A 26,211-nucleotide genomic window follows, 5' to 3' on the forward strand; every position below is an offset into this window, starting at 1 on the left:
GGGAGCCTGACCGGATGGACCTCGAGGAGCGCACCCGACGAGCAGTGGCGGCCGCGCAGGCCGTGGGCGCCGAGCACGGCCTCGAGGTCGACGCCCCGGTCGTCCTGCACGACCTGTTCTCCGTCGTCGTGCACCTCGCGCCCGCGCCCGTCGTCATGCGGATCCCGACGGTCCTCACCCCGTCCCGCCGCGCCGACCCGGCCCGCACCCTCGCCGAGCGTCGCGACGAGCTCGCGGTCGCCGCGGCGCTGGACCAGATCGGTTTCCCGACGACGAGGCCGTCGCCGCTGCTGCCCGCGGCACCGCTCGAGCGCGACGGCTTCGTCATGACCGCCTGGGAGCACGTCGAGGTGGTCGACGGCGAGGTCGACGACCCGGCCGGGTTCGTCGCCGACCTGCACCTCGCCCTGCGGGGCATCGACGTCGACCTGCCGTTCCTCACCTTCTGGGACGACTGGTTCAGCGAGACCCTCGACGCCCTGGAGGCCCTGCCCGAGCTGCTCGCCCCCGACGACCTCGCCCTCGCCCGCCGCGAGCACGCCCGGCTCGACGAGGTCCTCCGCTCGCCCGAGGCCCTCGCCGCCGCCTTCCCCCACGCGGCGGTCCAGCCGATCCACGGCGACGCCCCCACCCACAACGTCCTGCTCACCCCGGAGGGCCCGCTGGTCTCCGACCTCGAGCACGCGGGGCTCGGGCCGGTGGAGTGGGACCTGGCGATGCTCGGGCGCGAGTTCGTGCACGACTACGACGCCGCCACCGTCCTGCGCGGCGGCCGGCCCGCGAACCGGGAGCTGCTCGCGCTGTGCGAGTCGGCCCGGTGGCTGCAGATGGTCTGCTGCCTCGGGCTCGCCCCCGCGGCCCCGCCGTCGCTGATCGAGGCCCTCGTTCCGCTCGTCGACTCCTGGCGCGCTCAGATCCCGGAGTAGAAGGACCGGGCGCGGTCGAGCACGTCGGCGTGGTCGGCGCGCTGCCGCGCCCGCTGGGACGGGTCCTCGGCGAAGCGGCCGTGCTCGTCGAGGTGCGCCTCCAGCCGGTCGAGGAACGCCAGGCACCAGCGCGCGTCGTCGGGCCGGGCGATCCGGGAACCGTCGCGTGTCTCGACGTGCACCGGCGTGGTGTGGGCGAACACCGGCATCTCGGGGGCCAGGGGGTGCGGCCCGCCCTCGAAGGCGGCGGCGAACCAGCCGGGGGAGTCGCCGCGCACGGTCGTCTCCAGCTCTCGGTCCCGCGTCTCCGCGACGACGCCGTCGGGCCCGACGAGCCGCAGCGTCCCGTCGTACTCGCCCTCGACGGTCACCCGCACCTCGAGCTCGTCGCCCGCCACCACCGCGCCGGGGCCCGACCCGGCTACGGAGATCGTCGGGAAGGGGCCGTTGGTGGCAAGCGTGCGGCCGGCCCGGACGGCCTCCTGGAACGCCGCGACCGACAGCGGCTCCCCGCGCAGGTCGGCGTACATCCGGCCCCAGCCGGGCGGGTTCGACGCGACGCCCGGGCCGTGGGCGAACGAGAGGAACACGTCGCTGCCCGCGGTGGCGGCGAGGCGCAGGCCGCAGTTGAGGAGCCGGCGGTAGAGGGCGGCGGTGCCGCGCGGGCCCCAGCAGTGCACGAGGTCGATCGAGTCGACGAGCCCGAGGGCCGCGTCGACCACCAGGGAGCGGGCCTCAGGTATGCGGGCGATCGCGAACATCTCGTCGGCCCCGTCGAACACGGGGTGCGCGTAGCCGACGGTGGCGTCGCGCTCGCGGAGGTCGGCGCAGGCGGTGGCGTTGGGCGGCCAGTCGTGCGGGTGCTCCGCCCCGTCGTGCCCGGTCTGGTATCTCGTCGGCGGGCGGGTGAGGCCGAGGGCGTGGACGTGCCCGAGGAGGTCGTTACGGAACTCGACGCCCGCCCGGGCGACGTGGCGCTCGTCGTGCCAGAGGTCGTGCCCGACGGTGCTCTCCAGCAGTTCGCGGTCGTAGACCAGCGCCCCGGACAGGTTGCCGGCGGTCAGGCTCATCAGCGCCAGGTCCTCGCCGCCCTGCATGGCCCGCGCCTGCCCGGGGTCCACCACGAGGTCGCCGGAGTAGTTGAGGTGCACGTGCAGGTCGGCGGAGTGCCAGGCCGGTCGGTGCGTGCGCCGCAGGGTCGTCCCGACGACCGCCTGCTCCCGCGGGTCGACGACCGACGTCTCCGGGGCGAACTCGGGACCCCGCGCACAGGTGATCTCGAGCGGGGCGGCCGGCACCGTGAGCGTGACCTCGCGGGCGTGGAAGAACGGGCGGTGCGCGGCGTCCCACTTCGGGGGTGCGCCCTCGGGGAACCAGGCGCCGCCGGTCTCGTCGAGCACCGACCAGCGGGACCGGTCGTCGGCGCGGAGGGTCAGGTCGACGCTCTCGCGGACGTCGACCGCCCGCACGTCGGTGGGACCGATCCGGACCACGGGGCGCGCGCCGTCGACCTCGATCGCGTCGAGGACGATGCCGGTGTCCGGCACGGTCACCGCCCGCCCGTCGAGGTCGATCGTGGTGCCGGGGGAGGCCTCGACGACGACGTCGACCGGCGTGGGTCGCCCGGCGACGGCGAGGCGGCGGGGCCCGTCGACGGCGCTGCCGTCGACGACGTGCAGGACGCCGGGGTCCCCGCCGACCGCGTCGACCACCTCCCGGACCGCCGCCGCCCAGTCGCCGGTCCGCCCGAGGGCCGCCATGACGTCGCCGAGCCGCGAGAAGCGCGCGTTCCGGAAGAACTCGGGCAGGTCCTCGCCGCCCCAGTCCCAGCCGCGCTCGTCGAGCAGGCGCCGGTAGTGGGCGAGCGCCTCGATCGCGGGCGCGGGCAGGTCGAGCACCTCGTCGTCCTGGCAGCACACGCGGGTGAGCCTCCCAGAGCGCGGGCCGACGGTGGCGGATCCCTGACGTCCAGTGTCAGCGAGGTGCCATCGCTGGCACGGGGACCGGGGTCAGTCCTCCGTCCGCGCGAGCAGGAGGCGGAGCAGGCGCTCCAGCTCGGCGCGGTCGGCCTCGTCGAGCCCGGTGAACACGCGGTCGGCCTCCGCGGAGCGCGCCTGGCGCAGCGCGGCGGCCAGCTCGCGGCCGGCGTCGGTCACGACGACGAGGGTGGCGCGGCGGTCGTCGGGATCGGTCTCGCGCCGGACGAGGCCGCGCTCCTGCAGGGAGTCGACCACCTCGGTGGCCGAGCGGGGCGCGATGCCGAGGTGCTTCGCGAGCTCCCCGGGGCGCACCGACCCGTGGCGCATCAGGGTGCCGAGGGCCCGCAGCTGGGAGGGGGTGACGTCCCACGGCGCGAGCGTCTCGCGGGAGGCGTGGCGCAGGCGGCGCGCGACGGCCCAGAACAGGTCGCTGGCCGACGTGGGTTCGTCGTGCTGCACGGGAACACCCTAACCAAGAACGCTGTTGTAGCCTCATCATGAGGTTACCTCAGCAATAGGGAGCCGCTTCTTGCCTCGTCCGTCCGACATCTCCCGCGAACAGCGCCAGCGCGACCGCGAGCAGGCCAAGCAGGTCTCGCTCCGCCGGATCGCCCGCCTGTTCGCCCCCCACCGCTACTCGCTCGTGGTCGTCGTCGCCGTCATCGTGGTGTCGTCGGTCGTCGGGCTGGCCTCGCCGTTCCTGCTGCGCGAGGTCATCGACGTGGCGCTGCCGCAGCGCGACGTCCGTCTGCTCGTCTGGCTCGTCGTCGGGATGGTCGTGGTCGCCGCGGTGACCGCCGCGCTCGGCGTGATCCAGACCTGGATCTCCACCTCGGTCGGCCAGCGCGTGATGCACCGGCTGCGCACCGACGTGTTCGCCCACCTCCAGCGCCTGTCGCTGGGCTTCTTCACGCGCACGCGCACCGGCGAGGTGCAGTCGCGGATCACCAACGACATCGGCGGCATGCAGTCCGTCGTCACCTCCACCGCCACCTCGATCGCCGCGAACCTGACCACCGTGATCGCCTCCGGCGTCGCGATGGTCGTCCTGTCTTGGCAGCTCTCGCTCGTGACGCTGCTCGTGCTGCCCCCGGCGGTGCTGCTCTCGCGGCGCGTCGCCCGGCTGCGGCGCACGATCACCGCGCAGCGCCAGCGCGAGCTCGCCGACCTCAACGTCACCATCGAGGAGGGCCTCTCGATCGACGGCGTTCGCCTCTCGCGCACCCTCGGCACCGGCGACGCCCTCGTCGGCCGGTTCACCGACTCGTCCCTGCGCCTGACCGACCTGGAGCTGCGCAGCCAGCTCGCGGGCCGCTGGGTGATGGCGACGATGTCGATCGTCTTCGCCGCGATCCCGGCGCTCATCTACCTCGGCGCGGGCCTGCCGTGGACCGCGAGCGGGCTGTCGATCGGCACCCTGGTCGCGTTCACCACGCTGCAGACCGGCGTGTTCCGGCCGCTGTCGGCGCTGCTCGACGTCGGGGTCAACGTCTCGGCCTCGCTCGCGCTGTTCGCGCGCATCTTCGAGTACCAGGACACCGTGATCGAGGTCAGCGACCCCGAGCACCCCGTCGACCTGCCCGACCCCCGCGGCGACCTGCGGCTCGAGCACGTCACGTTCTCCTACCCGGGAGCCGACCGGACCGCGCTCAACGACGTCTCGCTCGACGTCCCGGCCGGCACCACGCTGGCGCTGGTGGGGGAGACCGGCAGCGGCAAGTCGACGCTCGGCGCGCTGGTGGCGCGGCTGCACGACCCCGACGCCGGGCGCATCACCATCGACGGCGTCGACCTGCGCGACCTGCGCCTCGAGGATCTCGCCCGCATCGTCGGGGTGGTCAGCCAGGAGACCTACCTGCTGCACGCCACCGTGCGGGAGAACCTGCGCTACGCGAAGCCGACGGCCACCGACGCCGAGATCGAGGCGGCGACCCGGGGCGCCCAGATCCACGAGATGATCGTCGACCTGCCCGAGGGCTACGACACCGTCGTCGGGCCGCGCGGGCACCGCTTCTCCGGCGGCGAGCGTCAGCGCCTGGCCATCGCCCGCACGCTGCTGCGCAACCCGCGCGTGCTCGTGCTCGACGAGGCCACCTCGGCGCTCGACACCGCCACCGAGCGGGCCGTGCAGGAGGCCTTCGACGCCCTCGCCGCGGGCCGCACCACCCTGACGATCGCCCACCGCCTGTCCACCGTCCGCGAGGCCGACCGGATCGCGGTGCTCGACCACGGCCGCATCGTCGAGTCGGGCACGCACGAGTCCCTGGTCGACGAGGCGGGTCGGTACGCGCAGCTGTCAGGGGTCTGACGACTCGTGAGCACTAATCCGTGTCCGGACACGGACTAGTGCTCACATGCGTCAGCACCTCGACGAGCGGCCCGGGCCGCAGCTGCACCCCGAGGTGCGAGGTGTCGAGGCTCGTCGTCGTGAAGGGGTTCCCGACGACAGCGGCGTCGGCCTCGGCGACGAAGCGGTCCTGCAGGGCCGGCATGAGGGCGCGGTCGGCGGTGAGGCGCACGTAGGTGTGCGGCACCCGCCCCCACCGCGCCGGGTCGACCCGCACCGTCTCCTCGTCGATCGCCAGCGACTCCCGGCGGTCCATCGCGGCCAGCATCGCGAGGAGCTCGGCGCGGGAGCCGTCGGCGAGCAGCGCGCTCTGCAGGGCGTCGAGCGCGGCGGGGTCGGTGGTGCCGAAGTCGACCCGCAGCTCGCCCGCCTCGACGGGGTGGGCGAGGAGCAGGGTGGGCGCCACGGCGTCGAGCTCCGAGGGGGCGAAGCCGGTGTAGTCCGACGGCCCACCGTTGACGCAGCACCACGCGGACACGTAGACGACGTGGTCGAGCAGCTCGGGCACGGCGTTCGCCACGGCCGTGACCGTCAGCCCGCCGCGGCTGTGCCCGACGAGCACCACCGGCCCGTGCTCGCGGGCCGCGCGCACCACCTCGACCACCGCCGCGACGTCGTCGGCCGTCGAGATGCCGACCATGCCGGTGTTGCGGGCGTCGAGCCCGTGCCCGGGCAGGTCGACCGCGACCGCCCGGTGGCCGCGCAGGGTCAGGCCGCGCGCGACCGGCCCCCAGTGGGCGGCGTTTGCGAAGGCCCCGTGGACGAGGACGAAGGTGCGAGGCATGGGAGCACTATCGCGTGCCCGAGCACGGATCACTGCTCACCTGGCCGCGGGCCACCTCAAGTACGGTTCCGCCCCATGCAGGACTTCGAGGTCCGCGCGGGCACCGCGCACGCGGTGGTGACCGGCCGCGGTGCCGGCCTGCGAGCCTTCACGGTGGACGGCGTGCACCACGTCGAGACCTACGACGGCGATCCGCCGATGGGTGCGGGCTGCGTCCTCATCCCGTGGCCCAACCGGACCGCCGGCGCCCGGTTCTCCTGGGACGGCACCGACCACGAGCTCGAGGTGACCGAGCCCGACCGCGGGCACGCGATCCACGGCCTCGTCCGCAAGCGCGACTGGGAGCTCGTCACGCACGACGACGCCGCGGTCACCCTCGCGATCGACGTCCCCGCGGGGCACGGCTGGCCGCAGCCGCTGCGCGTCGAGACCACCTACGCGCTGGAGCCCACCCAGCTCGTCGTCACGCACTCGGTCACCAACACCGGCGACGGCGCCGTCCCCGCGGGCATCGGCACCCACCCCTACCTGCGGGTGGGCGACCACCCGAGCGGCGACTGCACGCTCGAGGTGTCGACGGCGACCGTCCTCGACGTCGACGACGCCCTGATCCCCACCGGTGCGGCGCGCGACGTGTCCGACGACGAGTCGCTGGCCGCGCCCCGGGTGGTCGCCGACCTCGACCTGGACACCTGCTTCGGCGTCACCCCTGGGGTCGCCGGGGTGCTGGCCGAGCTGCGGGCCCCCGACGGCTCCGGCACCCGCCTCTGGGGCGACCGGAACTTCGGGTGGGTCCAGGCCTTCACCCCCGACAGCCCGTTCGGCCGCTCCGGGAAGGCGGTCGCGGCCGAGCCCATGACCTGCCCGCCCGACGCGCTGAACTCCGGCACCGACCTCGTCGTGCTCCAGCCGGGCGCCACGTGGACGGTGCGGTGGGGCCTGGAGGCGCTGTGAGCGGTCGGATCGTGGTGGGCGGGGAGGCGCTCGTCGACCTCGTGCCGACCGAGCGGCGTCCTCTGGCCCCGCTCGCCCCGCGCCTCGGGGGCGGACCGTTCAACGTGGCGGTGGGCCTCGGGCGCCTCGCGGTCCCGACGACGATGCTGACGCGCTTGTCCACCGACGCGTTCGGCGACGAGCTGCTCGCGCGGCTCGGTGAGTCGGGCGTCGACACGGCGCTGGTCCAGCGCGGCGACGAGCCGACCACCCTCGCCGTCGTCACGCTCGACGAGTCGGGGGCCGCGCGCTACTCCTTCCACGTCGAGGGGTCGGCCGACCGCCTCGTCGCCGACCCCGGACCCCTTCCCGACGATGCCGTGGCGCTCGCGCTGGGGACGCTGTCGCTGCTGCTGGAGCCGGGCGCGACCGTGTACGCCGGGCTCGCCCGGCGGGCCGCCGCCGAGGGCCTGTTCGTCAGCCTCGACCCGAACATCCGGGAGGCCCTCGTCGGCGACCCCGACGCGGTGCGGGCCCGGCTCGACGCGATCGCCGCCGTCGCGGGGCTGGTGAAGCTCTCCGACGAGGACGCCGCGTGGTGGGGCCGCGAGCCGGCCGACCTGGTCGCGGCGGGCGCGGGGGCGGTCGTCGTCACCCGGGGCGCGGAGGGCCTGACGGCGGTGACGGCGACGACCGAGGTCGAGGTGCCCGCGGACACCTCGAGGGGACTCGTCGACACCATCGGCGCGGGCGACTCCGTCCACGCGGCGCTGCTCGCCCACCTGGCCGAGCACGACCTGCTCTCCACGGGCGCCGTCCGGGATCTGTCGTCCGACGGCTGGCGCGAGGCGCTGACCTTCGCGGCGAGGGTCGGGGGGTGGACCGTGTCGCGCGCGGGCGCCGAGCCACCGACGAGGGAGGAGATCCGGGCGTGACCGGCGCCACTGGAACCGGCAGCGTCGTCCGTGCTGCGGTGATCGCCGCGTGGGCGATACGGTTCCCGCAGCGTACGACGCCCCACACCCGCGGGAGATCACCTCGGGAGTGACGCCGCTCCGGCGCGGTGACCACCGTCCCCGTGTGTCGGGCGGTGCCGTTCCCCCGCTCCCGCACGATCGAATCGTGAGAGGGATGCACCCGATGGCCGACGACGGCGAGAAGCGCACCGCCACCCTGTCCTACCCGGGCGGGGAGCACACGATGGAGATCGTCGAGGCCACCGAGGGGTCCTCCGGCATCCAGCTCGGCAAGCTGCTCTCCGAGACGGACCTGATCACCCTCGACCCCGGCTTCGTCAACACCGGGTCGTGTCGCTCCGACATCACCTACATCGACGGTGACGCGGGCATCCTGCGCTACCGCGGCTACCCCATCGAGCAGCTGGCGAAGAACTCGACGTTCGTCGAGACCAGCTACCTGCTCATCTACGACGAGCTGCCCAACGCCAAGCAGCTCGAGGACTTCACCCAGCAGATCCAGCGGCACACGATGCTGCACGAGGACCTGAAGAAGTTCTTCGACGGCTTCCCGGTCGACGCGCACCCGATGCCGGTGCTCTCCTCCGCGGTCTCGGCGCTGTCGACCTTCTACCAGCGCTCGCTCGACCCGTTCGACGAGCCGAACGTCGACCTGTCGACGATCCGCCTGCTCGCGAAGGTCCCGACGATCGCGGCCTACGCCTACAAGAACTCCATCGGCCAGCCGTTCCTCTACCCGGACAACTCGCTGAACCTGGTGGAGAACTTCCTGCGCATGACGTTCGGCCTGCCGGCCGAGCCGTACGAGGTCGACCCCGAGGTCGCCAAGGCCCTCGACATGCTGTTCATCCTGCACGCCGACCACGAGCAGAACTGCTCCACGTCGACGGTGCGGCTGGTCGGCTCGTCGCAGGCCAACCTGTTCGCCTCGATCTCGGCGGGCATCAACGCGCTGTTCGGCCCACTGCACGGCGGGGCCAACGCCGCGGTGCTGACGATGCTCGAGAACATCCGCGACAACCACGGCAACACCGACGACTTCGTCGCGAAGGTCAAGAACAAGGAGCCCGGCGTCCGCCTCATGGGCTTCGGGCACCGGGTCTACAAGAACTACGACCCGCGCGCGGCCATCGTCCGCGACACCGCCCGCGGCATCATCGAGAAGCTCGGCGGCGGCGACGAGCTGCTCGACATCGCGATGAAGCTCGAGGACTACGCGCTCAACGACGAGTACTTCGTCGAGCGCAAGCTCTACCCGAACGTCGACTTCTACACCGGCCTGATCTACCAGGCGATGGGCTTCCCGACGGAGATGTTCACCGTCCTGTTCGCCATCGGCCGGCTCCCCGGCTGGATCGCCCACTGGCGCGAGATGATCGAGGACCCCGACACCCGCATCGGGCGCCCGCGCCAGGTCTACACCGGCCCCACCGAGCGCGACTTCGTGCCGATGGAGGAGCGCTAGAGCGCTCGTGAGCACTAATCCGTGTCCAGACACGGATTAGTGCTCACGGGACGGGTAGTCACCCCCCATGGCTGACTCGACCGCTGTCGTCTGGTTCCGACGCGACCTGCGGGTGCACGACCAGCCGATGTTCCTGGCCGCGAAGGAACGGGCGACGAAGGCCCTCGCGCTGTTCGTCCTCGATCCCACGCTGCTCGAACCGGCCGGTCCGCGGCGCACCGCGTTCCTGTTCCGCTGCCTGCGCGCGCTCGACGACGACCTCGGTGGCCGGCTGCTCGTGGTGAAGGGCGACCCGGCCGACGTGGTGCCGCGCATCGCGCAGGCCGTCGGGGCGGACTCCGTGCACGTCGCGGGCGACTTCGGCCCCTACGGCCGGCAGCGCGACGAGGCCGTCGAGAAGGCCCTGGGCGACGTCGAGTTCGTCCGGACCGGGTCGCCGTACCTGACCCTGCCCGGCAGCATCACCAAGAGCGACGGCGACCCGTACAAGGTGTTCACGCCGTTCTCGCGGGAGTGGACGAAGCGGGTCGCCGACGCGGCCCCCGCCGTGACCGACGCCGGCACGCTCTCCTGGATGGACCCGGGCGAGAAGGACGGCGGGCCGCGGGCCGTGCGGGTGCCCGACGACCCGGCGGTCGACGCCGAGCTGCCCGCGGCGGGGGAGAAGGCCGCCCGGGAGAACTGGGAGGCGTTCGTCGACGAGCACCTCACCGACTACGACGACATGCGCAACCGCCCCGACCGTCCCGGGACGAGCCGGATGAGCATGCACCTCAAGTACGGCACGGTGCACCCGCGCACCCTGCTCGCCGACGCCCGCGGCACGGGGACGGGCGCCGCGTCGTTCCGCAACGAGCTGTGCTTCCGCGACTTCTACGCCCACGTGCTGTGGTGGTATCCCCGCAGCGCGCGGGAGAACTTCGACCCGAAGTTCGACCGGATCCCGCTCGACACCGGCAAGGCCGCCGAGGAGAGGTTCCGGGCCTGGCAGGAGGGCCGCACCGGCTTCCCCGCCGTCGACGCGGCGATGCGCCAGCTGCAGGGCGAGGCGTGGATGCACAACCGGATGCGGATGACCGTCGCGTCGTTCCTCGTCAAGGACCTGCACCTGCCGTGGTGGTGGGGAGCCCGCCACTTCCTGAACCTGCTCGTCGACGGCGACCTCGCCTCCAACCAGCACGGCTGGCAGTGGTCGGCCGGGTCGGGCACCGACGCCGCGCCCTACTTCCGCGTGTTCAACCCGGTGACCCAGGGGGAGCGCTTCGACCCGCAGGGCGACTACGTGCGCCGTTGGGTCCCGGAGCTGGCCGGCATCGAGGGCAAGAAGGTCCACCAGCCCTGGAAGCTCGACCAGCCGCCGACCGACTACCCGGCGCCGATGGTCGACCACAAGGCCGAGCGCCTGGAGGCCCTCGACCGCTTCAACCGGCTCTAGACGAGCCGCTCCAGCAGCGTGCGGGTGCCCGCCCGCAGGTCGTCCGCCGCGGCGGCGTCGCCCGCGAGCAGGCGCAGCAGGCACTGCTGGAACAGGCCGTCGAAGGCGGCGTAGACGAGCGCGGGGGAGGAGTGCGGCTCGCGCCCGACCAGGCCGGCGTAGGCGTCCACCACCCGCCAGATCATCCGCTCGAGGCTCGCGTCGATGTCGGCGACGTCGAGCCGGAACGACTCCTCGAACATCGACTGGGCCCGCAGGTCGTACCAGAGCCGGTGCATCAGCGCGTCGTCGACGAGGGTGGCGGCGAGCCCGTCGCCCGCGTCGCGCGCCAGGTCGTCGGCGTCGGTGGCGTCCGCGGCGATGGCGTCGTAGCGCTCGACGCACTGCGTCTTGTACTGCCGGACGCAGTAGGTGATCAGCTCGATCTTGTCGCGGAAGTAGTAGTGCAGGACGCCGTGGCTGAACTCGGAGTTCTGCGCGATGTCGCGCAGGCTCGTGCGGGCGTAGCCCAGCGACGCGAGCGTCTGCAGCGCCGCCCCGGCCAGCTGGCGGCGGCGTTCCTCGACCTTGTCGGTGGGCCGGCGCGGCGTCCGGTCGACGGTGTCGGTGCTGGTCACACGGCTCCCTCCGCTCCGGACGACGACGCGGGTCACCCTACCCCCGGTCGTCTGGACGGTCGTCCAGGAAATTCTTGACGACCGTCCAGAGCCGTCCCTACTGTGACGCGCACCGCACTCGGAGGAACAGCGACGTTCCGGCCGGACGGCCGGGGAGGGACGTGGAGATGACCGTGTTCGACCTGACCGGACGCCGGGTGCTCGTGACCGGGGGCGCCCAGGGGCTCGGCGAGGGCATGGCGCGCGCGCTGGCCGCGGCCGGCGCCGCCGTGATGATCGCCGACGTGCAGAAGGACGTGGGCGAGCAGACCGCGGCCTCGATCGCCGAGAGCGGGGCGACCGCCCGCTTCGTCGCGCTCGACGTCACCGACGACGCCGGCTGGGAGGCCGCCGTCGCGCACACCGTCTCCGAGCTCGGCGGGCTCGACGTCGTCATCAACAACGCCGGCCTCGAGGTGACCCAGCTGCTGGTCGACACCGAGCCGGACGACGTCCGCCGCCTGCTCGAGGTCAACCTCATCGGCACGATGCTCGGCATCAAGCACGCCTTCCGGACGATGCGCCCGGGCGGCGCCGCGGGGGCCGGCGGCGCGGTGATCAACGTGTCGTCGGTGGCCGCGACCATCGCGTTCCCCTCGATCGGCGCCTACTCGGCGACCAAGTCCGGGGTCGACCGGCTGACCCGCATCGCGGCCGCCGAGTCGGGCAAGCTCGGCTACGGCGTGCGCGTCAACTGCATCTACCCGGGCCTCATCCCCACCGCGATGGGCCAGAAGCTCGCGGTCGAGACGGCCGGGCTGGGCCTGTTCGCCAGCCCCGAGGAGGCCGTCGGCGCGGTCGTCGGGCTCACCCCGTCGAACCGGCTCGGCGAGGTCTCCGACATCGCCGACGCCGTGGTCTTCCTCGCCTCCGACGCCTCCCGCTTCGTCAACGGGGCCGGCCTGCCCGTCGACGGCGGGATGGGCATGTAGTCGATGCGTCTCGCGGACTACCTGGACAAGGGGGCGTCGCTCGGACCCGACGCCCCCTGTCTGACCCTCGACGGCGAGGCCCGGTCCTACGGCCGGGTCGTCGAGGACTCCCGTGCGGTCGCCCGGGCGCTGCGGCGCTCGGGCGTCGCGCCCGGGGCGCCGGTCGGCATCCTGTCGGCCAACGACCCCACCGCGTTCACCTGCGTCTTCGGCATCTCGCGGGCGGGCGCGGTGTGGTGCCCGATCAACCCGCGCAACGCGGCGGGCGAGAACCGCGAGCTGCTCGACCTGTTCGGCTGCGTCGCGCTCGTGTTCCAGGGGCGCTTCGCCGCGCTCGTCGCGGAGATCGCCCCGCAGCTGCCCACGCTGACCACGCTCGTCTGCCTCGACGACGAGAGCCCGGCCGTCGAGGGCGCCGTCGGCCTCCGCGCGTGGCTCGCGGCGGCGGCGGACGACCCGGACCCCGACGAGGCCGGGAACGGCCGCCCGGGCGACCTCGCGGCGCTCGTCGGGACCGGCGGGACCACCGGCCGGCCGAAGGCGGTGGAGCTGACCGAGGGCAACCTCGAGACGATGTCCGCGATCACGCTGATGGCCTACCCGCTCGAGCGGCGGCCGGTGTACCTCGCGCTCGCGCCGCTCACCCACGCCGCCGGGGTGCTCTGCTTCCCGATCCTCGCGCAGGGCGGGGAGATCGTCGTGATGGCGGCGCCCGACGTGGGCGGCTTCCTCGCGCTGGCCGAGCGGCACCGCGTGACGCACACGTTCCTGCCGCCGACGCTGATCTACATGGTCCTCGACCACCCCGCCCTCGACGCGACGGACCTGAGCTCCCTGCAGTGCTTCTGGTACGGCGCGGCCCCGATGTCGACCACGCGGCTGGCCCAGGCCTGCGAGCGGATCGGGCCGATGGCGCAGCTCTTCGGCCAGTCCGAGGCCCCGATGATGGTCTCGACGATGAGCCCGGCCGACCACCGCCGACCCGACGGGAGCCTCGCCGTCGAGCGCTTCGCCTCGGCGGGCCGGCCGTCCCCGCTGGTCACCGTCGCGATCATGGCCGACGACGGGACGCTGCGGCCTCCGGGCGAGCGCGGGGAGATCGTCGTGCGGAGCTCCCTGGTGATGGCGGGCTACCACCGCAACCCCGAGGCCACGGCCGAGGTGTCGGCGCACGGGTGGCACCACACCGGCGACATCGGCTACCTCGACGACGACGGCTGGCTCTACATCGTCGACCGCGCCAAGGACATGGTGATCTCCGGCGGGTTCAACGTGTACTCCGCCGAGGTGGAGCAGGCGCTGATGGCGCACGACGCCGTCGCCGACTGCGCGGTGGTGGGCCTGCCCGACGAGAAGTGGGGCGAGCGGGTCACGGCCGCGGTGCAGCTGCGGGCCGGCGCGTCGGCGACCGCCGAGGAGCTCGTCGCGTTCGCGAAGGAGCGGATCGGCAGCGTGAAGGCGCCCAAGCAGGTGGTGTTCTGGGACGACCTGCCGCGCTCGACCGTGGGCAAGGTGCTCAAGACCGAGGTCAAGGCGAGGCTGGCCCTCTAGCGACCCAGGGCCTCGCGCCACGACACCCGGGCGCCGGTCCGCAGCACCGAGCGGGCGTAGATGCGGCCGCCGACGCGCAGCACCAGGGCCGTGAAGGCGACCGTCAGGACGAGGGCGAGCGCCACCTGCCACACCGGCGCCACCCCGAGGGCGACCCGCGCGGGCATCGTCAGCGGAGCCCACAGCGGGATGATCGACAGCACCGTGAGGACAGGCGAGTCGGGGGAGGAGAGCACCAGGTTGAACCCGACGACGAACCCGATGAGCACGACGATCGTCACCGGCGTCAGCACGCTCTGGGTGTCCTCCTGGCGCGACACCAGCGACCCGAGCGCGGCGTAGATCGTCGCGTACAGCGCGAAGCCGAGCAGGTACCAGACGAGCACCGACACGAGCGTCCCGCCGAGACCGGCGCCGGCGACGATCAGGCCGGCCCCGCCCGCCACCGCGAGCCCGGCCGCACCGAGCACGAGCAGTTGCAGCAGCCCCACCGCGCCGAGGCCGATCACCTTGCCGAGCAGCAGCTGCCACGGCCGCAGCGTCGCGAGGACGATCTCGACGACCCGGCTCGACTTCTCCTCGACCACGCCCTGCGCCACCATCGCGCCGTAGGTCTGGATGGAGAAGAACAGCAGGAAGGCCCCGAACGCGCCCAGCCCCACCCGCAGGCCCTGCGCCGGGTCCTCGGGGTCGGCGGCGACGACCACGGGCTCGGCCTGCACCGCGGCGGCGTCGAGGGCCGCCGGGTCGACCCCGCGCGCCGCGGCCACCTCGGCCTGCGCGGCCAGCGTCGTCGCCACCGAGATCACCGAGCCGGTGCCGTCGCCGAGCGACCGCTCCACGTCGACGCGGGGGCGGGTGGGCGCGCCCGACAGGGCGGCGTCGGCGTCGCCCGCGACCACCATCGCGCGGCCGGCCGCGGCGTCGGCGACCGGCACCACGGTGACGATGCGCCCCTGGTCGTCGGCCGCGGTGCGCAGTGCGGTGGTGATGCCGAGCGTCTCCGGGGCGACGGCCACGGTGGAGCTCCGCGAGTCGGCGCCCGAGGCGATCGAGCTCACGAACAGCGTGTACGCCACGAGGAACACCAGGATCACGATCGTCGAGACGACGAACGCCCGGCCGCGGACGCGGGCGAGGAACTCCCGGCGGGCGACGAGCAGCACGGCACTCACGCGACGGCCTCCCGGAAGAGCTCGGTCAACGACGAACGGCGGCGCGCGAACTCGTGCACCGGCCCGGTGGCCAGGGCGGCGCGCAGGAGCGGCTGGTCGTCGGCGCCGGGCTCGAGCGTCACCTGGGTGCGCCCGCCGTCGGGGCGGGCCGACGCGACGCCCGGGACGCCGTCGGCCCAGCCCGCCGGGGCCTGCGGGGCGTCGACGACCACGACGTTCCCGGCGCTGCGCAGCTCCTCCACCGCACCCTCCGCGACGAGGGTGCCGTCGCGGACGATGCCCACCCGGTCGCAGAGCCGCTCCACGAGGTCGAGCTGGTGGGACGAGAACACCACCGGCGCTCCCTGGTCGCAGCGCTCGCGCAGGACCTCGCTCATCACGTCGACGGCGACCGGGTCGAGGCCGGAGAAGGGCTCGTCGAGGACGAGGACGTCGGGGTCGTGCACCAGGGCGGCCGCGAGCTGGACCCGCTGCTGGTTGCCGAGGCTGAGCTTCTGGACCTCGTCGCCCACCCGGTCGGCCACCCCGAGCCGCTCGGTCCACCGCTCGGTCGATGCCTTCGCGTCCGCGGCGGACAGGCCGTGCAGCTGGGCGAGGTAGCGCAGCTGCTCCCCGACGGCCATCTTCGGGTACAGCCCACGCTCCTCGGGCATGTAGCCGATCCGGCGGCGGCGCCCGGCGTCGATCTCGCGGCCGTCGAGCCGGACCGAGCCGGCGTCGGCGGCGAGCACCCCGAGGACGATGCGCATCGTCGTCGTCTTGCCGGCCCCGTTCGCGCCCACGAACCCGAACAGCTCGCCGGGGCGCACCGTGAAGCTCATGTCGGCCAGGGCCCGGACCGACCCGTAACGCTTGGACACACCGTCGATCTCGAGCACGCGGACCAGCCCCCTCGCCGGAGGAGGTGATCATAGAGCCGCCGGGAGCCCGCCGCCGTCCACCCGATCGTGAGGGGACGCCACCCCTGCAGGTGTCCCGCCCGGGCGCCCGGGCGGAGCAGCATGGTCGTTCTCCGGGGGTTCGGGTGGTGGGGGTGCGGTGCGGCTGCTCGTCGTGATGGTGGTGACGCTCGCCCTGCTCGCGGCGGCCGCGCCGGTGGCGATCTCGCAGGCCCCGCGGCTGGGGTCGCCGATGCTGGCGCTCGTGGCCTTCGGCGTCGCCGGGGTCGCGCTGCTCGCGGGCCTCGCGCTGCTCGTGCGGGCGGCGCTGCTGGGACGGCGGGCCTCCGCGGCCGACGCCGCCGAGGTGCCGCCGGACGAGTCGGTGACCGAGCCGCGCTCCGGCGCCGACCGGATCGCGCTGGTCCCCAGCGCGGGCCGCCTCGCGATCTCGGTGCGCACCTCCACCCTGCCGCCCCGCCACGCCCGGGACGACGAGCCGGCTCAGGACCCGGCCCAGGACCCCGTCACCCGCGACCACGCCGCCGACGGGGGCGAGCCCCAGATCCACGCCCAGGCGAGCTCGCCCGTCGAGGCGGCGGTCGCGGACCCGTCCCCGCGGCGCTCGGCGGTGTTCTCCTCGCGGTACACGACCACCCGCTCGCGGCGGTAGTCCGGGCCCTCGTAGGCGTCGAGCGCGGGCATCGCCGCGGCCGGGTCGGCCAGCGTCACGAGGTGGCCGGGCACGGTGCCGGCCCCGCGGACGAGGGCCGGGTAGCCGTACCCGGTGTCGTACACCCGGCCGGTCGCGACGGCGGGCCGGGAGCCGGTGGCGTGCGGGGCGAGCCGCCACCACGCCGACGCGCCGGGCTGCAGCGTGCCGTAGACGAACACCCGGTCGGGCCACGAGCGCGGGTCGGCGCAGCCGCGGCCGGGCAGCGGGGTCGCGGCACCGGGCGGGACGGCCGCGGGCTCCCCGACGAGATCGCGCGCGGCGGCCTGGCCGAGGTCGGTGAGCCGCACCGGGGCCCCGTCGACGAGCAGCGGTGCGCGCAGGGGCGCGGCGGGCCAGTAGCCGAGCACCGGGTCGAGCCGGACCCCGCGCTCGTCGTGCACCGTCGCGGCGTCGAGGCGGGCGAGGTCGTAGCGCTCGCCGCGGCCCTCGCAGCGGTCGAGGACGGCGACCTGCTCCGGGGTGGCGAGCCAGACGTGGTGCTGCTCGGGCACCGTCGTACGTGCCCCGATTGTGACGTCCAGTGTCAGCATGGCCGCAGTGCTGACACTCAACGTCGCAGGACGCGCATCATCGCGGGCACGCCGACCCGCGGCCCACACCGCCGCGACCCCGCGCACCGCCACCCGCAGCGCCACCACGGGATCGGGGAGGCCGAGCTCGGTCCGCAGCCAGGTGATCTTCGACGGGCAGGCGTTCGACCCGTAGGCGAGCACCGGCACCCGCCCGGCCAGCGGCACCGCGCCCCGTCGGGCCAGCCACGCGTCGATGGAGAAGCCGTCGACACGCCACCCGCCGCCCGCCTCCTCGTCGGGAAGCAGACGGCGGGTGGCCGCGTCGTCGTGGACGAACGAGTAGTCCGGCACGACCCCGGGGTAGGGGTCGGATGGGAACTCGCGGTCCGGGGAGGGAGCAGCTATTCCTTCGCTGCCTTCCACTCCTCGAGGTGCGGCGACTCGTCACCGATCTTCGTGCTGTCGCCGTGCCCGGTGCGCACCACGGTCTCGTCGGGCAGCGAGAACAGCTTCGCCGCGATCGAGTCGAGGATGACGCCGTAGTCGGAGTACGAGCGCCCGGTGGCCCCCGGCCCGCCCTGGAACAGGGTGTCGCCGGTGAAGACGACGCCCAGGTCGGGCGCGTAGAAGCACGTCGACCCCGGGGAGTGCCCCGGCGTGTGGATCATCTTGAGGTCGATCCCGGCGATCGTGAACGTCTCGCCGTCCTCGAACTCGCCGTCGGGCTCGAGGTCGGGGTGCGTGAGATCCCAGACGACGCGGTCGGCCGGGTTCAGCAGGACCGGCGCGTCGAGCGCCTTCGACAGCGCCGGGGCGGCGTTGACGTGGTCGTTGTGCGAGTGCGTGCACAGGATCGCCGTGACGTTGCGGTCGCCGACGGCCTTGCGGATCGCCTGCGCGTCGTGCGCCGCGTCGATCACGACGACCTCGCTGGAGTCGCCGAGGATCCAGACGTTGTTGTCGACGTCCCAGGACCCGCCGTCGAGCTCGAACTTGCCGGACGTCACGACGTTCTCGACGGGACCGCCGTCGTTGACGCCGCTCCCGACCGTGTCTCCGTAGCCGACCATCTAGAGGATCACCACCGATCGCAGCACGTCGCCGTGGTGCATCTTCTCGAACGCGGTCTCGACGTCGTCGAGCGAGATCCGCTCGGTGACGAACTTGTCGAGCGGGAAACGGCCCTGCAGGGACAGGTCGACCAGCATCGGGAAGTCGCGGCTCGGCAGGCAGTCGCCGTACCAGGACGCCCGCAGCGACCCGCCGTGGGAGAAGAACGGCTGGAAGTCGGCCTCGAGCTTCATGTCCGGGGACGGCACGCCGACCAGGACGAGGCGCCCGGCGAGGTCGCGGGCCTCGAAGGCCTGCTTCCAGGTGGCCGGGATGCCGACCGCGTCGATGACGACGTCGGCGCCGAAGCCGTCGGTGAGGTCGCGGATCCCCTGCACCGGGTCGGTGTTCTTCGCGTTGATGGTGTGGTTCGCACCGAAGCCCCTGGCCCACTCGAGCTTCCGGTCCTCGGTGTCGACCGCGATGATGGTGGTGGCACCCGCGAGCGCCGCGCCGGCGATCGCCGCGTCGCCCACGCCGCCGCAGCCGATGACGGCCACCGACTCGCCGCGCTGCACCTGCCCGGTGTTGATCGCCGCACCGGCGCCGGCCATGATCCCGCAGCCGATGAGGCCGGCCTGCGCCGGATCGATGTCGGGGTTGACCTTCGTGCACTGCCCGGAGTGGACCAGCGTCTTCTCCGCGAACGCGCCGATGCCCAGGGCCGGCTTGAGCTCCTCGCCGGTCTCCTTGAGCGTCATCGACTGCGCGGCGTTGTGCGTGTCGAAGCAGAGGTGGTGATGCCCCTTGCGGCAGGCCCGGCAGACGCCGCACACCGCCCGCCAGTTGAGGATCACGTAGTCGCCGACCTCGAGGCCGGTGACGCCCTCCCCGAGCGCCTCGACCGTGCCCGCGGCCTCGTGGCCGAGCAGGAACGGGTAGGCGTCCTCGATGTTGCCCTCCCGGTAGTGCAGGTCGGTGTGGCAGACCCCGCACGCCTGGATGTCGACGACCGCCTCTCCCGGTCCCGGATCTGGGATCACGATGGTCTCCACCGTGACCGGCTTGCCCTTCTCCCGGGATACGACTCCCCGGACCTCCTGCGGCATTGCTGTCCCTCCACACCTCGACGGCTCATGCGCTCATGCGCAGGGTTCCACGTGACGGGCGTTACTACGCAAGCCCTCATCGCGAAACGCCGCACGGGCGGTCACCTCGGGACCCCGAGGTGACCGCCCGTGCGGGTGGTGCGGACTGCTCAGACGTGCAGGATCAGGCCGGAGCCCTGGCCGCCGCCGCCGCAGAGGCCGGCCGCGCCGATGCCGCCACCGCGACGCTTGAGCTCGTGCGCCAGGTGGATCGCGATGCGGGCGCCGGACATGCCTACCGGGTGACCCAGCGAGATGGCCCCGCCGTCGGGGTTGACCCGCTCCGGGTCGACGCCCAGCTCGCTCGTCGACTGCAGCGCGACCGCGGCGAAGGCCTCGTTGAGCTCGAGCATCTCGAGCTGGTCGGCCTTCAGACCCTCGCGCTCGAGGGCCTTGTTGATCGCCCGCGACGGCTGCGAGAGCAGCGAGTTGTCGGGGCCGGCGACCCAGCCGTGGTGCCCGATCCGGGCGAGGACCTCGAGGCCGAGCTCCTTCGCCTTCTTCTCCGACATGATCACCGCGGCCGCGGCGCCGTCGGAGATCTGCGACGACGTGCCGGCGGTGATGATGCCGTCCTTGGAGAACGCCGGGCGGAGCTTGCCCAGGCCCTCGGCGGTGGTGTCGCCGCGGACGCCCTCGTCCTCGGAGACGACGATCGGGTCGCCCTTGCGCTGCGGCACCGACACCGGGGCGTACTCGGCGTCGAAGCGGCCGTTCTTGGCCGCGTCGGCCGCGCGCTGGTGCGAGTACGCCGCGTACTCGTCCATCGCCTCGCGGGTGAGGCCGATCGCCTTGGCGAAGCGCTCGGTCGAGGCGCCCATCGACTCGGCGTCGTAGACGTCGGTCAGCGCGTCGTACTCGGTGGCGTCGATGATCGTCCCGTTGCCGTACTTGTAGCCGCGGCGGGCCTTCGGCAGCAGGTACGGAGCCGCGGTCATCGACTCCATGCCACCGGCGACGACGATGTCGTAGTCGCCGGCCTGGATCATCTGGTCGGCGATCGCGATCGCGTCGAGACCCGAGAGGCAGACCTTGTTCAGCGTGAACGAGGGGGTCGACATCGGGATGCCGGCGTCGGTCCCCGTCTTGCGGGCCGGGTTCTGGCCGGAGCCGGCCTGGATGACCTGACCCATGATCAGGTACTCGACCTGGTCGCCGGAGATCCCCGCCTGCTCGAGGGCCTTCGTGATCGCGGTCGTTCCGAGCTGGTGGGGGGTGAGGTCGGCATACGCTCCGGAGAGCTTGCCGATCGGCGTACGGGCGCCGGAGACGATGACGGAACCGGGCATGGGTCCTCCTGGTCGGTTGGCGAGAGGCTCTGACGAGATGGGGGCACGACTGACGCTTGCTGAGCCGCACCGGCGACCACCGGGGACTCGAACGTACCCGTGTCACGGCCCACACCCCAGGGCTTCGTGGAGCCCTCGGGGTGGAGCCGCCGATGGGGATCGGTTCAGCTGTCGCCGACCCCGGACACCTTCGCGACCTCCTCCATGATCGGCGGCCACTCCTCACGCAGGGCCTGGTTGCCCATGAACAGGCCCAGGTGCCCGCCCGGGGCGGTGCGCTTCCAGACCTTGTCGGCCGGGGTCGACACGAAGTCCGCGGCGCGGAAGACCTGCACCGGCGGGGTGATGTGGTCGGTGGCCCCGCCGAGCAGGAACAGCGGGCAGTCCAGGGCGCCCAGGTCGACCCGGCGCCCGCCCACGTGCAGCCGGCCCTCGACGAGCTCGTTGCCGGTGAACAGGTGCTCGACGAGCCAGAGGTAGAACGCGCCGGGGACGTCCTGCGTGTGCTTGAACCAGTCCTCGAAGGTCTGGTAGCGGGCCACGGCGGCGTCGTCGTCGAGGTGGCGCAGCAGGTCGACGTGCTTGGCGATCTCGGCGTCGGGGCTCATCGCGATGAAGCCGTTGAGCACGAACTGACCGGGCATGTTGCCCCGGCCCATCGCGACCATCGCCTTGTAGGGCAGCGTGCCGAAGCGGCGGCTGGTGACCCGCGAGGAGGCGCCGATCGCGGTGTCGCCCGCGTGGAAGTCGATCGGGGCGCCCGCGAGGGTCAGCGTGTTGACCCGCTCCGGGTGCAGCGCCGCGTAGATCGCGGAGAGCCACCCGCCCTGGCAGTCGCCCACCAGGTTGACCGTGGTGTGGCGGGTGCCCGCCGTCGCGGTGTCGACCGCCCGGTCCACGACCGCGACGTAGTCCTCGATCGTCGTGTTCTTCGTCTGCTGCGTGGCGCCGACCCAGTCGAGGGTGAACGCCCGGGTGAGACCCGCCTGGCGGATCACCTGCATCTGCGACTGGCTCGGCGCGTAGTCGACGATGCACGAGTCGTGGCCCGCCTGCGGGGGCAGCACGAGGGTGGGCACCACGTCGTCGACGGAGCTCGCGGTGAAGTCCCGCAGCCGCGCGATCGGGGTCTCCCAGACGATCCGGTGCTCGGTCGACCAGGTCGGCTTGCGGCGGCCCAGCACGTGGCGCCACCAGCGGGCGGCGTCGTAGAGGGTGCGGTGCGGCGTCGCCGCCTGGGCGAGGGCACGGGTGGTCACGTACGCCCCGCCCTCGACGAGGGCCGTGGTGGCGTTCTTGAGCGTCTCGCCACGAAACGTGCGCAGGTAGGCCGCGGGGTCGACCGGGTCGAGCGGGGGCGCGTCGGGGGCCAGCGGGGCACCGGCACCGGAGATGTCGGTGGTGGTGGCCTCGTCGGTGGTCGCGGTCATCGGGATCCCTCCTCGGGCAACCGGAACACGAGGTGCGTGAGCCGCCCGGGGCGGTCCGGCGGCACCGCCGGCTGCTCGGTGAACCGTAGAGGCGCTAGGGATGCTTCGCAACGCGTCCCCTTCGTCGGGTTCCGCCGAACAGCGCAACCGCCGTCACGGGTGTGTCCCGGACCGCACGAACAGGTGTGACCGGCGGCACGACCGGGCACGATCTCGTGCGACGGGCCGCAGGAGATGCGGACGAGCGAGGCGAGCGGAGGTTGCGCGATGGCGGACATGACTGGACAGGTCGCCCTGGTGACGGGGGGCGCGCGCGGCATCGGCAAGGCGATCTCGGAGCGGCTGGCGAGCCGCGGCATGAAGGTGGCCGTGGGTTACTCGAACGGCCGGGACACCGCGGCGGAGCTGGCCGAGAAGTACCCCGGGATGACGATCCACCAGGGCAACATCGGCTCGCGCGAGGACTGCGAGCGCGTGGTGCAGGAGGTCTACGACCAGCACGGGCGCATCGACGTGCTCGTCAACAACGCCGGCATCACCGCCGACAAGATGCTGCACAAGATGGAGGTCGACGACTGGGACAAGGTCATCCAGGTCAACCTCTCCGGCACCTTCTACATGTCGCACCTGGCCTTCCAGCAGATGCGGGAGCGCCAGAGCGGCCGGATCATCTCGATCTCCTCGGTGATCGGTGAGCGCGGCAACGCCGGGCAGGCCAACTACGCGGCCACCAAGTCCGGGCTGTTCGGCATGACGATGTCGTTCGCTATGGAGGGCGCGAAGAAGGGCATCACCGCGAACTGCGTGGCGCCGGGCTACATCGAGACCGACATGGTGGCCGGCGTGCCCGAGTCGGCCCTGGAGAAGATCGTGGCCCAGGTGCCGGTGGGCCGTCTCGGCCAGCCCGACGACGTCGCGCGCGTGGTCGAGTTCCTCGCCGATCCCGACTCGTCCTACATCACCGGGCAGGTCTACTCGGTCAACGGCGGGCTGTTCATGTCGGCCTGACCGACCCGACCACCCTGACCCGTCCGGGCCGCCCGGACCCTCAGGCCAGGAGCCGGCCGAGCTCGACGCAGATCTCGTCGAGCGCGGCGGTGGCCGCCCGGCACACGCCGGGGAAGCTCATGAAGCCGTGGACCGCCCGCGCGTGGTCGCTGTGCCTCGTCGGCACGCCGGCCGCCCGCAGGCGGTACGCGTAGGCCTCGCCGTCGTCGTGCAGCGGGTCCACCTTCGCGGTGATCACCAGCGCGGGCGGGAGCCCGCGGTGGTCGGGTGCCAGCAGCGGGGAGCACAGCGGGTCGGTGGCGTCGCCGTCCGGGCCCAGGTAGTTGGCCCGGAAGACGTCCATGTCGGCGCGGGTGAGCAGCGGGCCCCGCTCGAACGCGTCGGTCGACGGCGCGTCGAGCGAGAGGTCGACCACCGGGTAGATCAGCACCTGGGCGTCGATGGCGGGGCCGGCCTCGCGGGCCATCAGGCAGACGACGGCGGCCAGGTTGCCCCCGGCGCTGTCGCCCATCACCGCCACCCGGTCGGCGCGGCCGCCGAGGGCGTCGGCGTGGCGCACCGCCCAGGTCAGGGCCGCGTACCCGTCGTCGCGTCCGGCCGGGTAGGGGTGCTCCGGGGCGAGCCGGTAGTCCACGGAGACGACGAGGGCGCCGATCCGCGCGGCCACCTGCGCGCACAGCCAGTCGGACTGGTCGAGGTTGCCGAGCGACCCGCCACCGCCGTGGAAGTTCACGACGATCGGCAGTCCGTCCTCCCGGCGCCGCCCGCCTGGCAGGGGGCCGTGCGGCCGGTACAGGCGGACGGTCATCGGGCCGGCGTCGGTGTCCACGCGGAGGTCGGTGAGCGAGACGTCGCCGGGCATCGGCCCGAACACCCGTGAGGTGACGACGTTGTGCGAGAGCCGGCGGGCCCGGGCGCGGGCGAGGTCCTCGGCGCTCATCCGGCTGATCGCGATCACGCCGGCCCGGTCGGTGAACCAGGTGAAGAGGCGGGTCCGCACGTCGATGTCGACCTCGCCGACGACGTCGCGGTCCTCGCGCGGGGGACGGAGACGGGACAGGGCGGGGTGCGAGCGCAGCGTCGGTCCCGGCATCACGCCTCCTCTCCTCGCAGACGCCCCGTTCGGCGGTCGACAGCGACCACGTTGCTCCGTTCGGGCAGGTGCGGCCGATCATGGCGTGCCGTACCTCACAGCGCCAGCGCTCGCCCGCGCACGATCGTGGGCGCGCGGTGACCGGTATCCCGGACCGACCGCCCGTCCGGGTGACCGGCGCGTCGCGGAGACGACCGGCCGTACGGCGTCGGTCGGCGGGGGGTGTGACGCATCGCCGAGTCGGCCCGGCCGCCGCGGGCTGCCTGCTAGGGTCGGGCCCAGCGAGGGGGAGTAGCTCCCAACACCGCGATCGACACACTGATCGCCGCCCGGCCGACGTCGGGTGTGCATCCGGTCGCGGAGGCCATCGACACCGGGGGACCGGGCGGTGGCGGGCGAGACCTTCGGCCGACCCGTTGTACGCACCGGGCCGGGCCGGAGACCGTCCGAGGTCCTGCCGGCACGGCCCGGAGGACGAGAGGACCTCGTGGACATCTTCCTGATGTCGCTGGCCGTCAGTTTCGCCGTCATCTTCGTCGCCGAGCTCGGCGACAAGTCGCAGCTGATGGCCCTCACCTTCGCCACCCGCTACAAGGCGCTGCCGGTGCTCATCGGCATCACCGTCGCCACCGCGGTGGTGCACGCGGTGTCCGTGGGCGTCGGGTACCTGCTCGGAGCCGCGATCCCCACCTTCTGGATCAGCATCGTCGCCGCCGTCGCCTTCGTGGCCTTCGGCCTGTGGACCCTGCGCGGCGACCGGCTCACCTCCGACGAGCAGGAGAAGGCCCAGCGCTCCGGCGGGTCGGCCGTGATCGCCGCCTCGGTCGCGTTCTTCCTCGCCGAGCTGGGCGACAAGACGATGCTCGCGACGATCACGCTGGCCACGCAGTACCCGGGCTGGGGCGGCGTCGTCGGGGTCTGGGCCGGCTCCACGGTCGGCATGGTGGTGGCCGACGGCCTCGCGATCGCCGTCGGGCGGCTGCTCGGGCGCAACCTGCCCGAGCGGGCGATCCGGATCGGTGCGGCCGTCCTCTTCTTCGTCTTCGGTGCCTGGCTGGCCTACGAGGCGCTGGCCGGCTAGCGGTCAGGGCTGGCGGTCAGGAGGCCGTCGCCAGCTCCGAGGCCGCCTCCCGGGTCGAGGCGATCACCACGTCGTCGTAGTAGAGCGTCCCGTCGGTGTCGATGTCGGAGGACCGGTAGAGGCCGGTCTTGAGGTAGGACACCTCGTCGGGATAGAGCGTGCCGCCGCGCGGCCGGTAGTCCGACACCACCTCGCGGCCGTCCTGCAGGACGTCGACGCTTCCCTCGTCGGGGTCGTCGGAGAAGCGGACGTGCAGCACGAGGTCGGTGCGCTGCCCGGCCACGGCCGGGCCGATGTCGCGCGACCAGTGCTCACCGATGGCCTCGCCGCCCTCGAGCACGAAGCGGCCGCCGTGCACCTGGATCGAGAGCGGCGGGCTCCCGTCGCCCGAGTTCTTCCACTGCGCGATCACCTGCCAGTCGGAGGTGTCGACGGGGAAGCCGTCGGCGAGGCGCACGGCGAAGCCGAACCAGTAGTCGTCTCCGGGTCGGAAGCTGCGGTACGCGGGCTCGAGCTCGGAGCGGGTGCCGCCGCCGGGCACCGTGTACTCCACGGCCGCGCGTCCGGGCACGTCCGGCGACGCGACCGCGGTGGGGTCCTCGGCGTCGTCGGTGTTCCACGGGGTCACGCGGTAGGTGTCGAGGACCGTGGACGACTGGGCGCCGGCCCGCCACAGGACGCCGTCGCCGGTCGGCCCGGAGGACGGCCCGTTCCCCGACGACGAGCGGGTGCCGGTGGCGCACCCGGCGAGCAGGAACACCAGCACGATCCCGACGACGGTCCGGGTCAGTCCTCGGGGCACATGATCGAGGCTACGGACCGCCCG

General features: G+C 73.3%; 23 protein-coding genes. 10 read left to right on the forward strand and 13 right to left on the reverse strand.

Going from position 1 to position 26,211, the window contains the following annotated elements; genetic code table 11:
- Positions 1 to 14 precede the first annotated feature (14 nt).
- Positions 15 to 926 carry an aminoglycoside phosphotransferase family protein gene (locus tag ACFPBZ_RS18740; protein WP_378037616.1) on the forward strand — a complete coding sequence of 304 codons (912 nt, stop codon included), beginning with the start codon at positions 15 to 17 and terminating at the stop codon, positions 924 to 926.
- Here the strand turns inward: ACFPBZ_RS18740 and ACFPBZ_RS18745 are convergent.
- Entirely contained in the window at positions 911 to 2,845 is a 1,935-nt protein-coding gene (locus ACFPBZ_RS18745) for a CehA/McbA family metallohydrolase (RefSeq protein WP_378037617.1), read from the reverse strand. The two genes, ACFPBZ_RS18740 and ACFPBZ_RS18745, sit on opposite strands and share 16 nt — an antisense overlap.
- A 90-nt stretch (positions 2,846 to 2,935) precedes the next feature.
- Positions 2,936 to 3,364 carry a MarR family winged helix-turn-helix transcriptional regulator gene (locus tag ACFPBZ_RS18750; RefSeq protein WP_378037618.1) on the reverse strand — a complete coding sequence of 143 codons (429 nt, stop codon included), beginning with the start codon at positions 3,362 to 3,364 and terminating at the stop codon, positions 2,936 to 2,938.
- A 70-nt stretch (positions 3,365 to 3,434) separates the two neighbouring features.
- Between ACFPBZ_RS18750 and ACFPBZ_RS18755 the strand changes: the two genes are divergently transcribed.
- Complete coding sequence (locus tag ACFPBZ_RS18755) at positions 3,435 to 5,213, forward strand: ABC transporter ATP-binding protein (RefSeq protein ID WP_378037619.1); 1,779 nt, start codon at positions 3,435 to 3,437, stop codon at positions 5,211 to 5,213.
- Positions 5,214 to 5,226: 13 nt separating this feature from the next.
- On the opposite strand, the gene ACFPBZ_RS18760 is transcribed toward ACFPBZ_RS18755, so the two are convergent.
- Positions 5,227 to 6,036 (reverse strand): alpha/beta hydrolase, encoded by an 810-nt coding sequence (locus ACFPBZ_RS18760; protein WP_378037620.1) that lies wholly within the window; start codon positions 6,034 to 6,036, stop codon positions 5,227 to 5,229.
- A 75-nt stretch (positions 6,037 to 6,111) separates the two neighbouring features.
- Between ACFPBZ_RS18760 and ACFPBZ_RS18765 the strand changes: the two genes are divergently transcribed.
- The 4 genes from ACFPBZ_RS18765 to ACFPBZ_RS18780 all read left to right on the forward strand — a co-directional run bounded on the left by ACFPBZ_RS18765 (position 6,112) and on the right by ACFPBZ_RS18780 (position 10,846).
- On the forward strand, positions 6,112 to 6,990 hold the full coding sequence (locus ACFPBZ_RS18765) for an aldose 1-epimerase family protein (RefSeq protein WP_378037621.1): 879 nt from the start codon (positions 6,112 to 6,114) through the stop codon (positions 6,988 to 6,990).
- Entirely contained in the window at positions 6,987 to 7,904 is a 918-nt protein-coding gene (locus tag ACFPBZ_RS18770) for a carbohydrate kinase family protein (protein ID WP_378037622.1), read from the forward strand. The genes ACFPBZ_RS18765 and ACFPBZ_RS18770 overlap by 4 nt, the downstream gene beginning before the upstream one ends.
- A gap of 205 nt (positions 7,905 to 8,109) precedes the next feature.
- Complete coding sequence (locus ACFPBZ_RS18775) at positions 8,110 to 9,411, forward strand: citrate synthase (RefSeq protein WP_378037647.1); 1,302 nt, start codon at positions 8,110 to 8,112, stop codon at positions 9,409 to 9,411.
- Between the two features lie 67 nt (positions 9,412 to 9,478).
- Positions 9,479 to 10,846, forward strand: coding sequence for a cryptochrome/photolyase family protein (locus ACFPBZ_RS18780; RefSeq protein ID WP_378037623.1), 1,368 nt, complete (start codon positions 9,479 to 9,481; stop codon positions 10,844 to 10,846).
- Here ACFPBZ_RS18780 and ACFPBZ_RS18785 read toward each other — a convergent pair.
- Positions 10,843 to 11,463: a TetR/AcrR family transcriptional regulator gene (locus ACFPBZ_RS18785; protein WP_378037624.1), complete on the reverse strand. Its 621-nt coding sequence runs from the start codon at positions 11,461 to 11,463 to the stop codon at positions 10,843 to 10,845. The two genes, ACFPBZ_RS18780 and ACFPBZ_RS18785, sit on opposite strands and share 4 nt — an antisense overlap.
- 167 nt (positions 11,464 to 11,630) lie before the next feature.
- Between ACFPBZ_RS18785 and ACFPBZ_RS18790 the strand changes: the two genes are divergently transcribed.
- Together ACFPBZ_RS18790 and ACFPBZ_RS18795 are read left to right on the forward strand one after the other, a co-directional pair.
- The gene (locus ACFPBZ_RS18790; protein ID WP_378037625.1) at positions 11,631 to 12,434 is read left to right on the forward strand and encodes an SDR family NAD(P)-dependent oxidoreductase; all 804 of its coding nucleotides are present in this window, start codon (positions 11,631 to 11,633) and stop codon (positions 12,432 to 12,434) included.
- A 3-nt stretch (positions 12,435 to 12,437) separates the two neighbouring features.
- On the forward strand, positions 12,438 to 13,985 hold the full coding sequence (locus tag ACFPBZ_RS18795) for an acyl-CoA synthetase (RefSeq protein WP_378037626.1): 1,548 nt from the start codon (positions 12,438 to 12,440) through the stop codon (positions 13,983 to 13,985).
- On the opposite strand, the gene ACFPBZ_RS18800 is transcribed toward ACFPBZ_RS18795, so the two are convergent.
- The 7 genes from ACFPBZ_RS18800 to ACFPBZ_RS18830 all read right to left on the reverse strand — a co-directional run bounded on the left by ACFPBZ_RS18800 (position 13,982) and on the right by ACFPBZ_RS18830 (position 22,203).
- Positions 13,982 to 15,160, reverse strand: coding sequence for an ABC transporter permease (locus tag ACFPBZ_RS18800; RefSeq protein WP_378037627.1), 1,179 nt, complete (start codon positions 15,158 to 15,160; stop codon positions 13,982 to 13,984). The genes ACFPBZ_RS18795 and ACFPBZ_RS18800 overlap by 4 nt on opposite strands.
- Positions 15,157 to 15,981, reverse strand: a complete 825-nt coding sequence (locus tag ACFPBZ_RS18805) for an ABC transporter ATP-binding protein (protein WP_378037648.1) — start codon at positions 15,979 to 15,981, stop codon at positions 15,157 to 15,159. Before ACFPBZ_RS18805 ends, ACFPBZ_RS18800 begins: the two co-directional genes overlap by 4 nt.
- A gap of 561 nt (positions 15,982 to 16,542) precedes the next feature.
- Positions 16,543 to 17,637 carry a gamma-glutamylcyclotransferase family protein gene (locus ACFPBZ_RS18810; protein ID WP_378037628.1) on the reverse strand — a complete coding sequence of 365 codons (1,095 nt, stop codon included), beginning with the start codon at positions 17,635 to 17,637 and terminating at the stop codon, positions 16,543 to 16,545.
- 50 nt (positions 17,638 to 17,687) lie between these two features.
- Complete coding sequence (locus ACFPBZ_RS18815; protein ID WP_378037629.1) at positions 17,688 to 18,356, reverse strand: MBL fold metallo-hydrolase; 669 nt, start codon at positions 18,354 to 18,356, stop codon at positions 17,688 to 17,690.
- Positions 18,357 to 19,445: an S-(hydroxymethyl)mycothiol dehydrogenase gene (locus ACFPBZ_RS18820; protein ID WP_378037630.1), complete on the reverse strand. Its 1,089-nt coding sequence runs from the start codon at positions 19,443 to 19,445 to the stop codon at positions 18,357 to 18,359.
- A 149-nt stretch (positions 19,446 to 19,594) separates the two neighbouring features.
- Positions 19,595 to 20,773: an acetyl-CoA C-acetyltransferase gene (locus ACFPBZ_RS18825; protein WP_378037631.1), complete on the reverse strand. Its 1,179-nt coding sequence runs from the start codon at positions 20,771 to 20,773 to the stop codon at positions 19,595 to 19,597.
- A 164-nt stretch (positions 20,774 to 20,937) separates the two neighbouring features.
- Entirely contained in the window at positions 20,938 to 22,203 is a 1,266-nt protein-coding gene (locus ACFPBZ_RS18830; RefSeq protein ID WP_378037632.1) for an alpha/beta fold hydrolase, read from the reverse strand.
- Positions 22,204 to 22,479: 276 nt separating this feature from the next.
- Here ACFPBZ_RS18830 and ACFPBZ_RS18835 point away from each other — a divergent pair, with 276 nt between their 5' ends.
- Complete coding sequence (locus ACFPBZ_RS18835; protein ID WP_378037633.1) at positions 22,480 to 23,211, forward strand: beta-ketoacyl-ACP reductase; 732 nt, start codon at positions 22,480 to 22,482, stop codon at positions 23,209 to 23,211.
- A 40-nt stretch (positions 23,212 to 23,251) separates the two neighbouring features.
- On the opposite strand, the gene ACFPBZ_RS18840 is transcribed toward ACFPBZ_RS18835, so the two are convergent.
- Positions 23,252 to 24,304 carry an alpha/beta hydrolase gene (locus tag ACFPBZ_RS18840; RefSeq protein WP_378037634.1) on the reverse strand — a complete coding sequence of 351 codons (1,053 nt, stop codon included), beginning with the start codon at positions 24,302 to 24,304 and terminating at the stop codon, positions 23,252 to 23,254.
- A gap of 487 nt (positions 24,305 to 24,791) precedes the next feature.
- Here ACFPBZ_RS18840 and ACFPBZ_RS18845 point away from each other — a divergent pair, with 487 nt between their 5' ends.
- Complete coding sequence (locus ACFPBZ_RS18845; RefSeq protein WP_378037635.1) at positions 24,792 to 25,385, forward strand: TMEM165/GDT1 family protein; 594 nt, start codon at positions 24,792 to 24,794, stop codon at positions 25,383 to 25,385.
- Positions 25,386 to 25,401: 16 nt separating this feature from the next.
- On the opposite strand, the gene ACFPBZ_RS18850 is transcribed toward ACFPBZ_RS18845, so the two are convergent.
- Positions 25,402 to 26,187: a polysaccharide lyase gene (locus ACFPBZ_RS18850; protein WP_378037636.1), complete on the reverse strand. Its 786-nt coding sequence runs from the start codon at positions 26,185 to 26,187 to the stop codon at positions 25,402 to 25,404.
- Between the last annotated feature and the right edge of the window lie 24 nt (positions 26,188 to 26,211).

It is taken from the genome of Actinomycetospora atypica (genome assembly GCF_042653685.1).
Lineage (GTDB): Bacteria > Actinomycetota > Actinomycetes > Mycobacteriales > Pseudonocardiaceae > Actinomycetospora > Actinomycetospora atypica.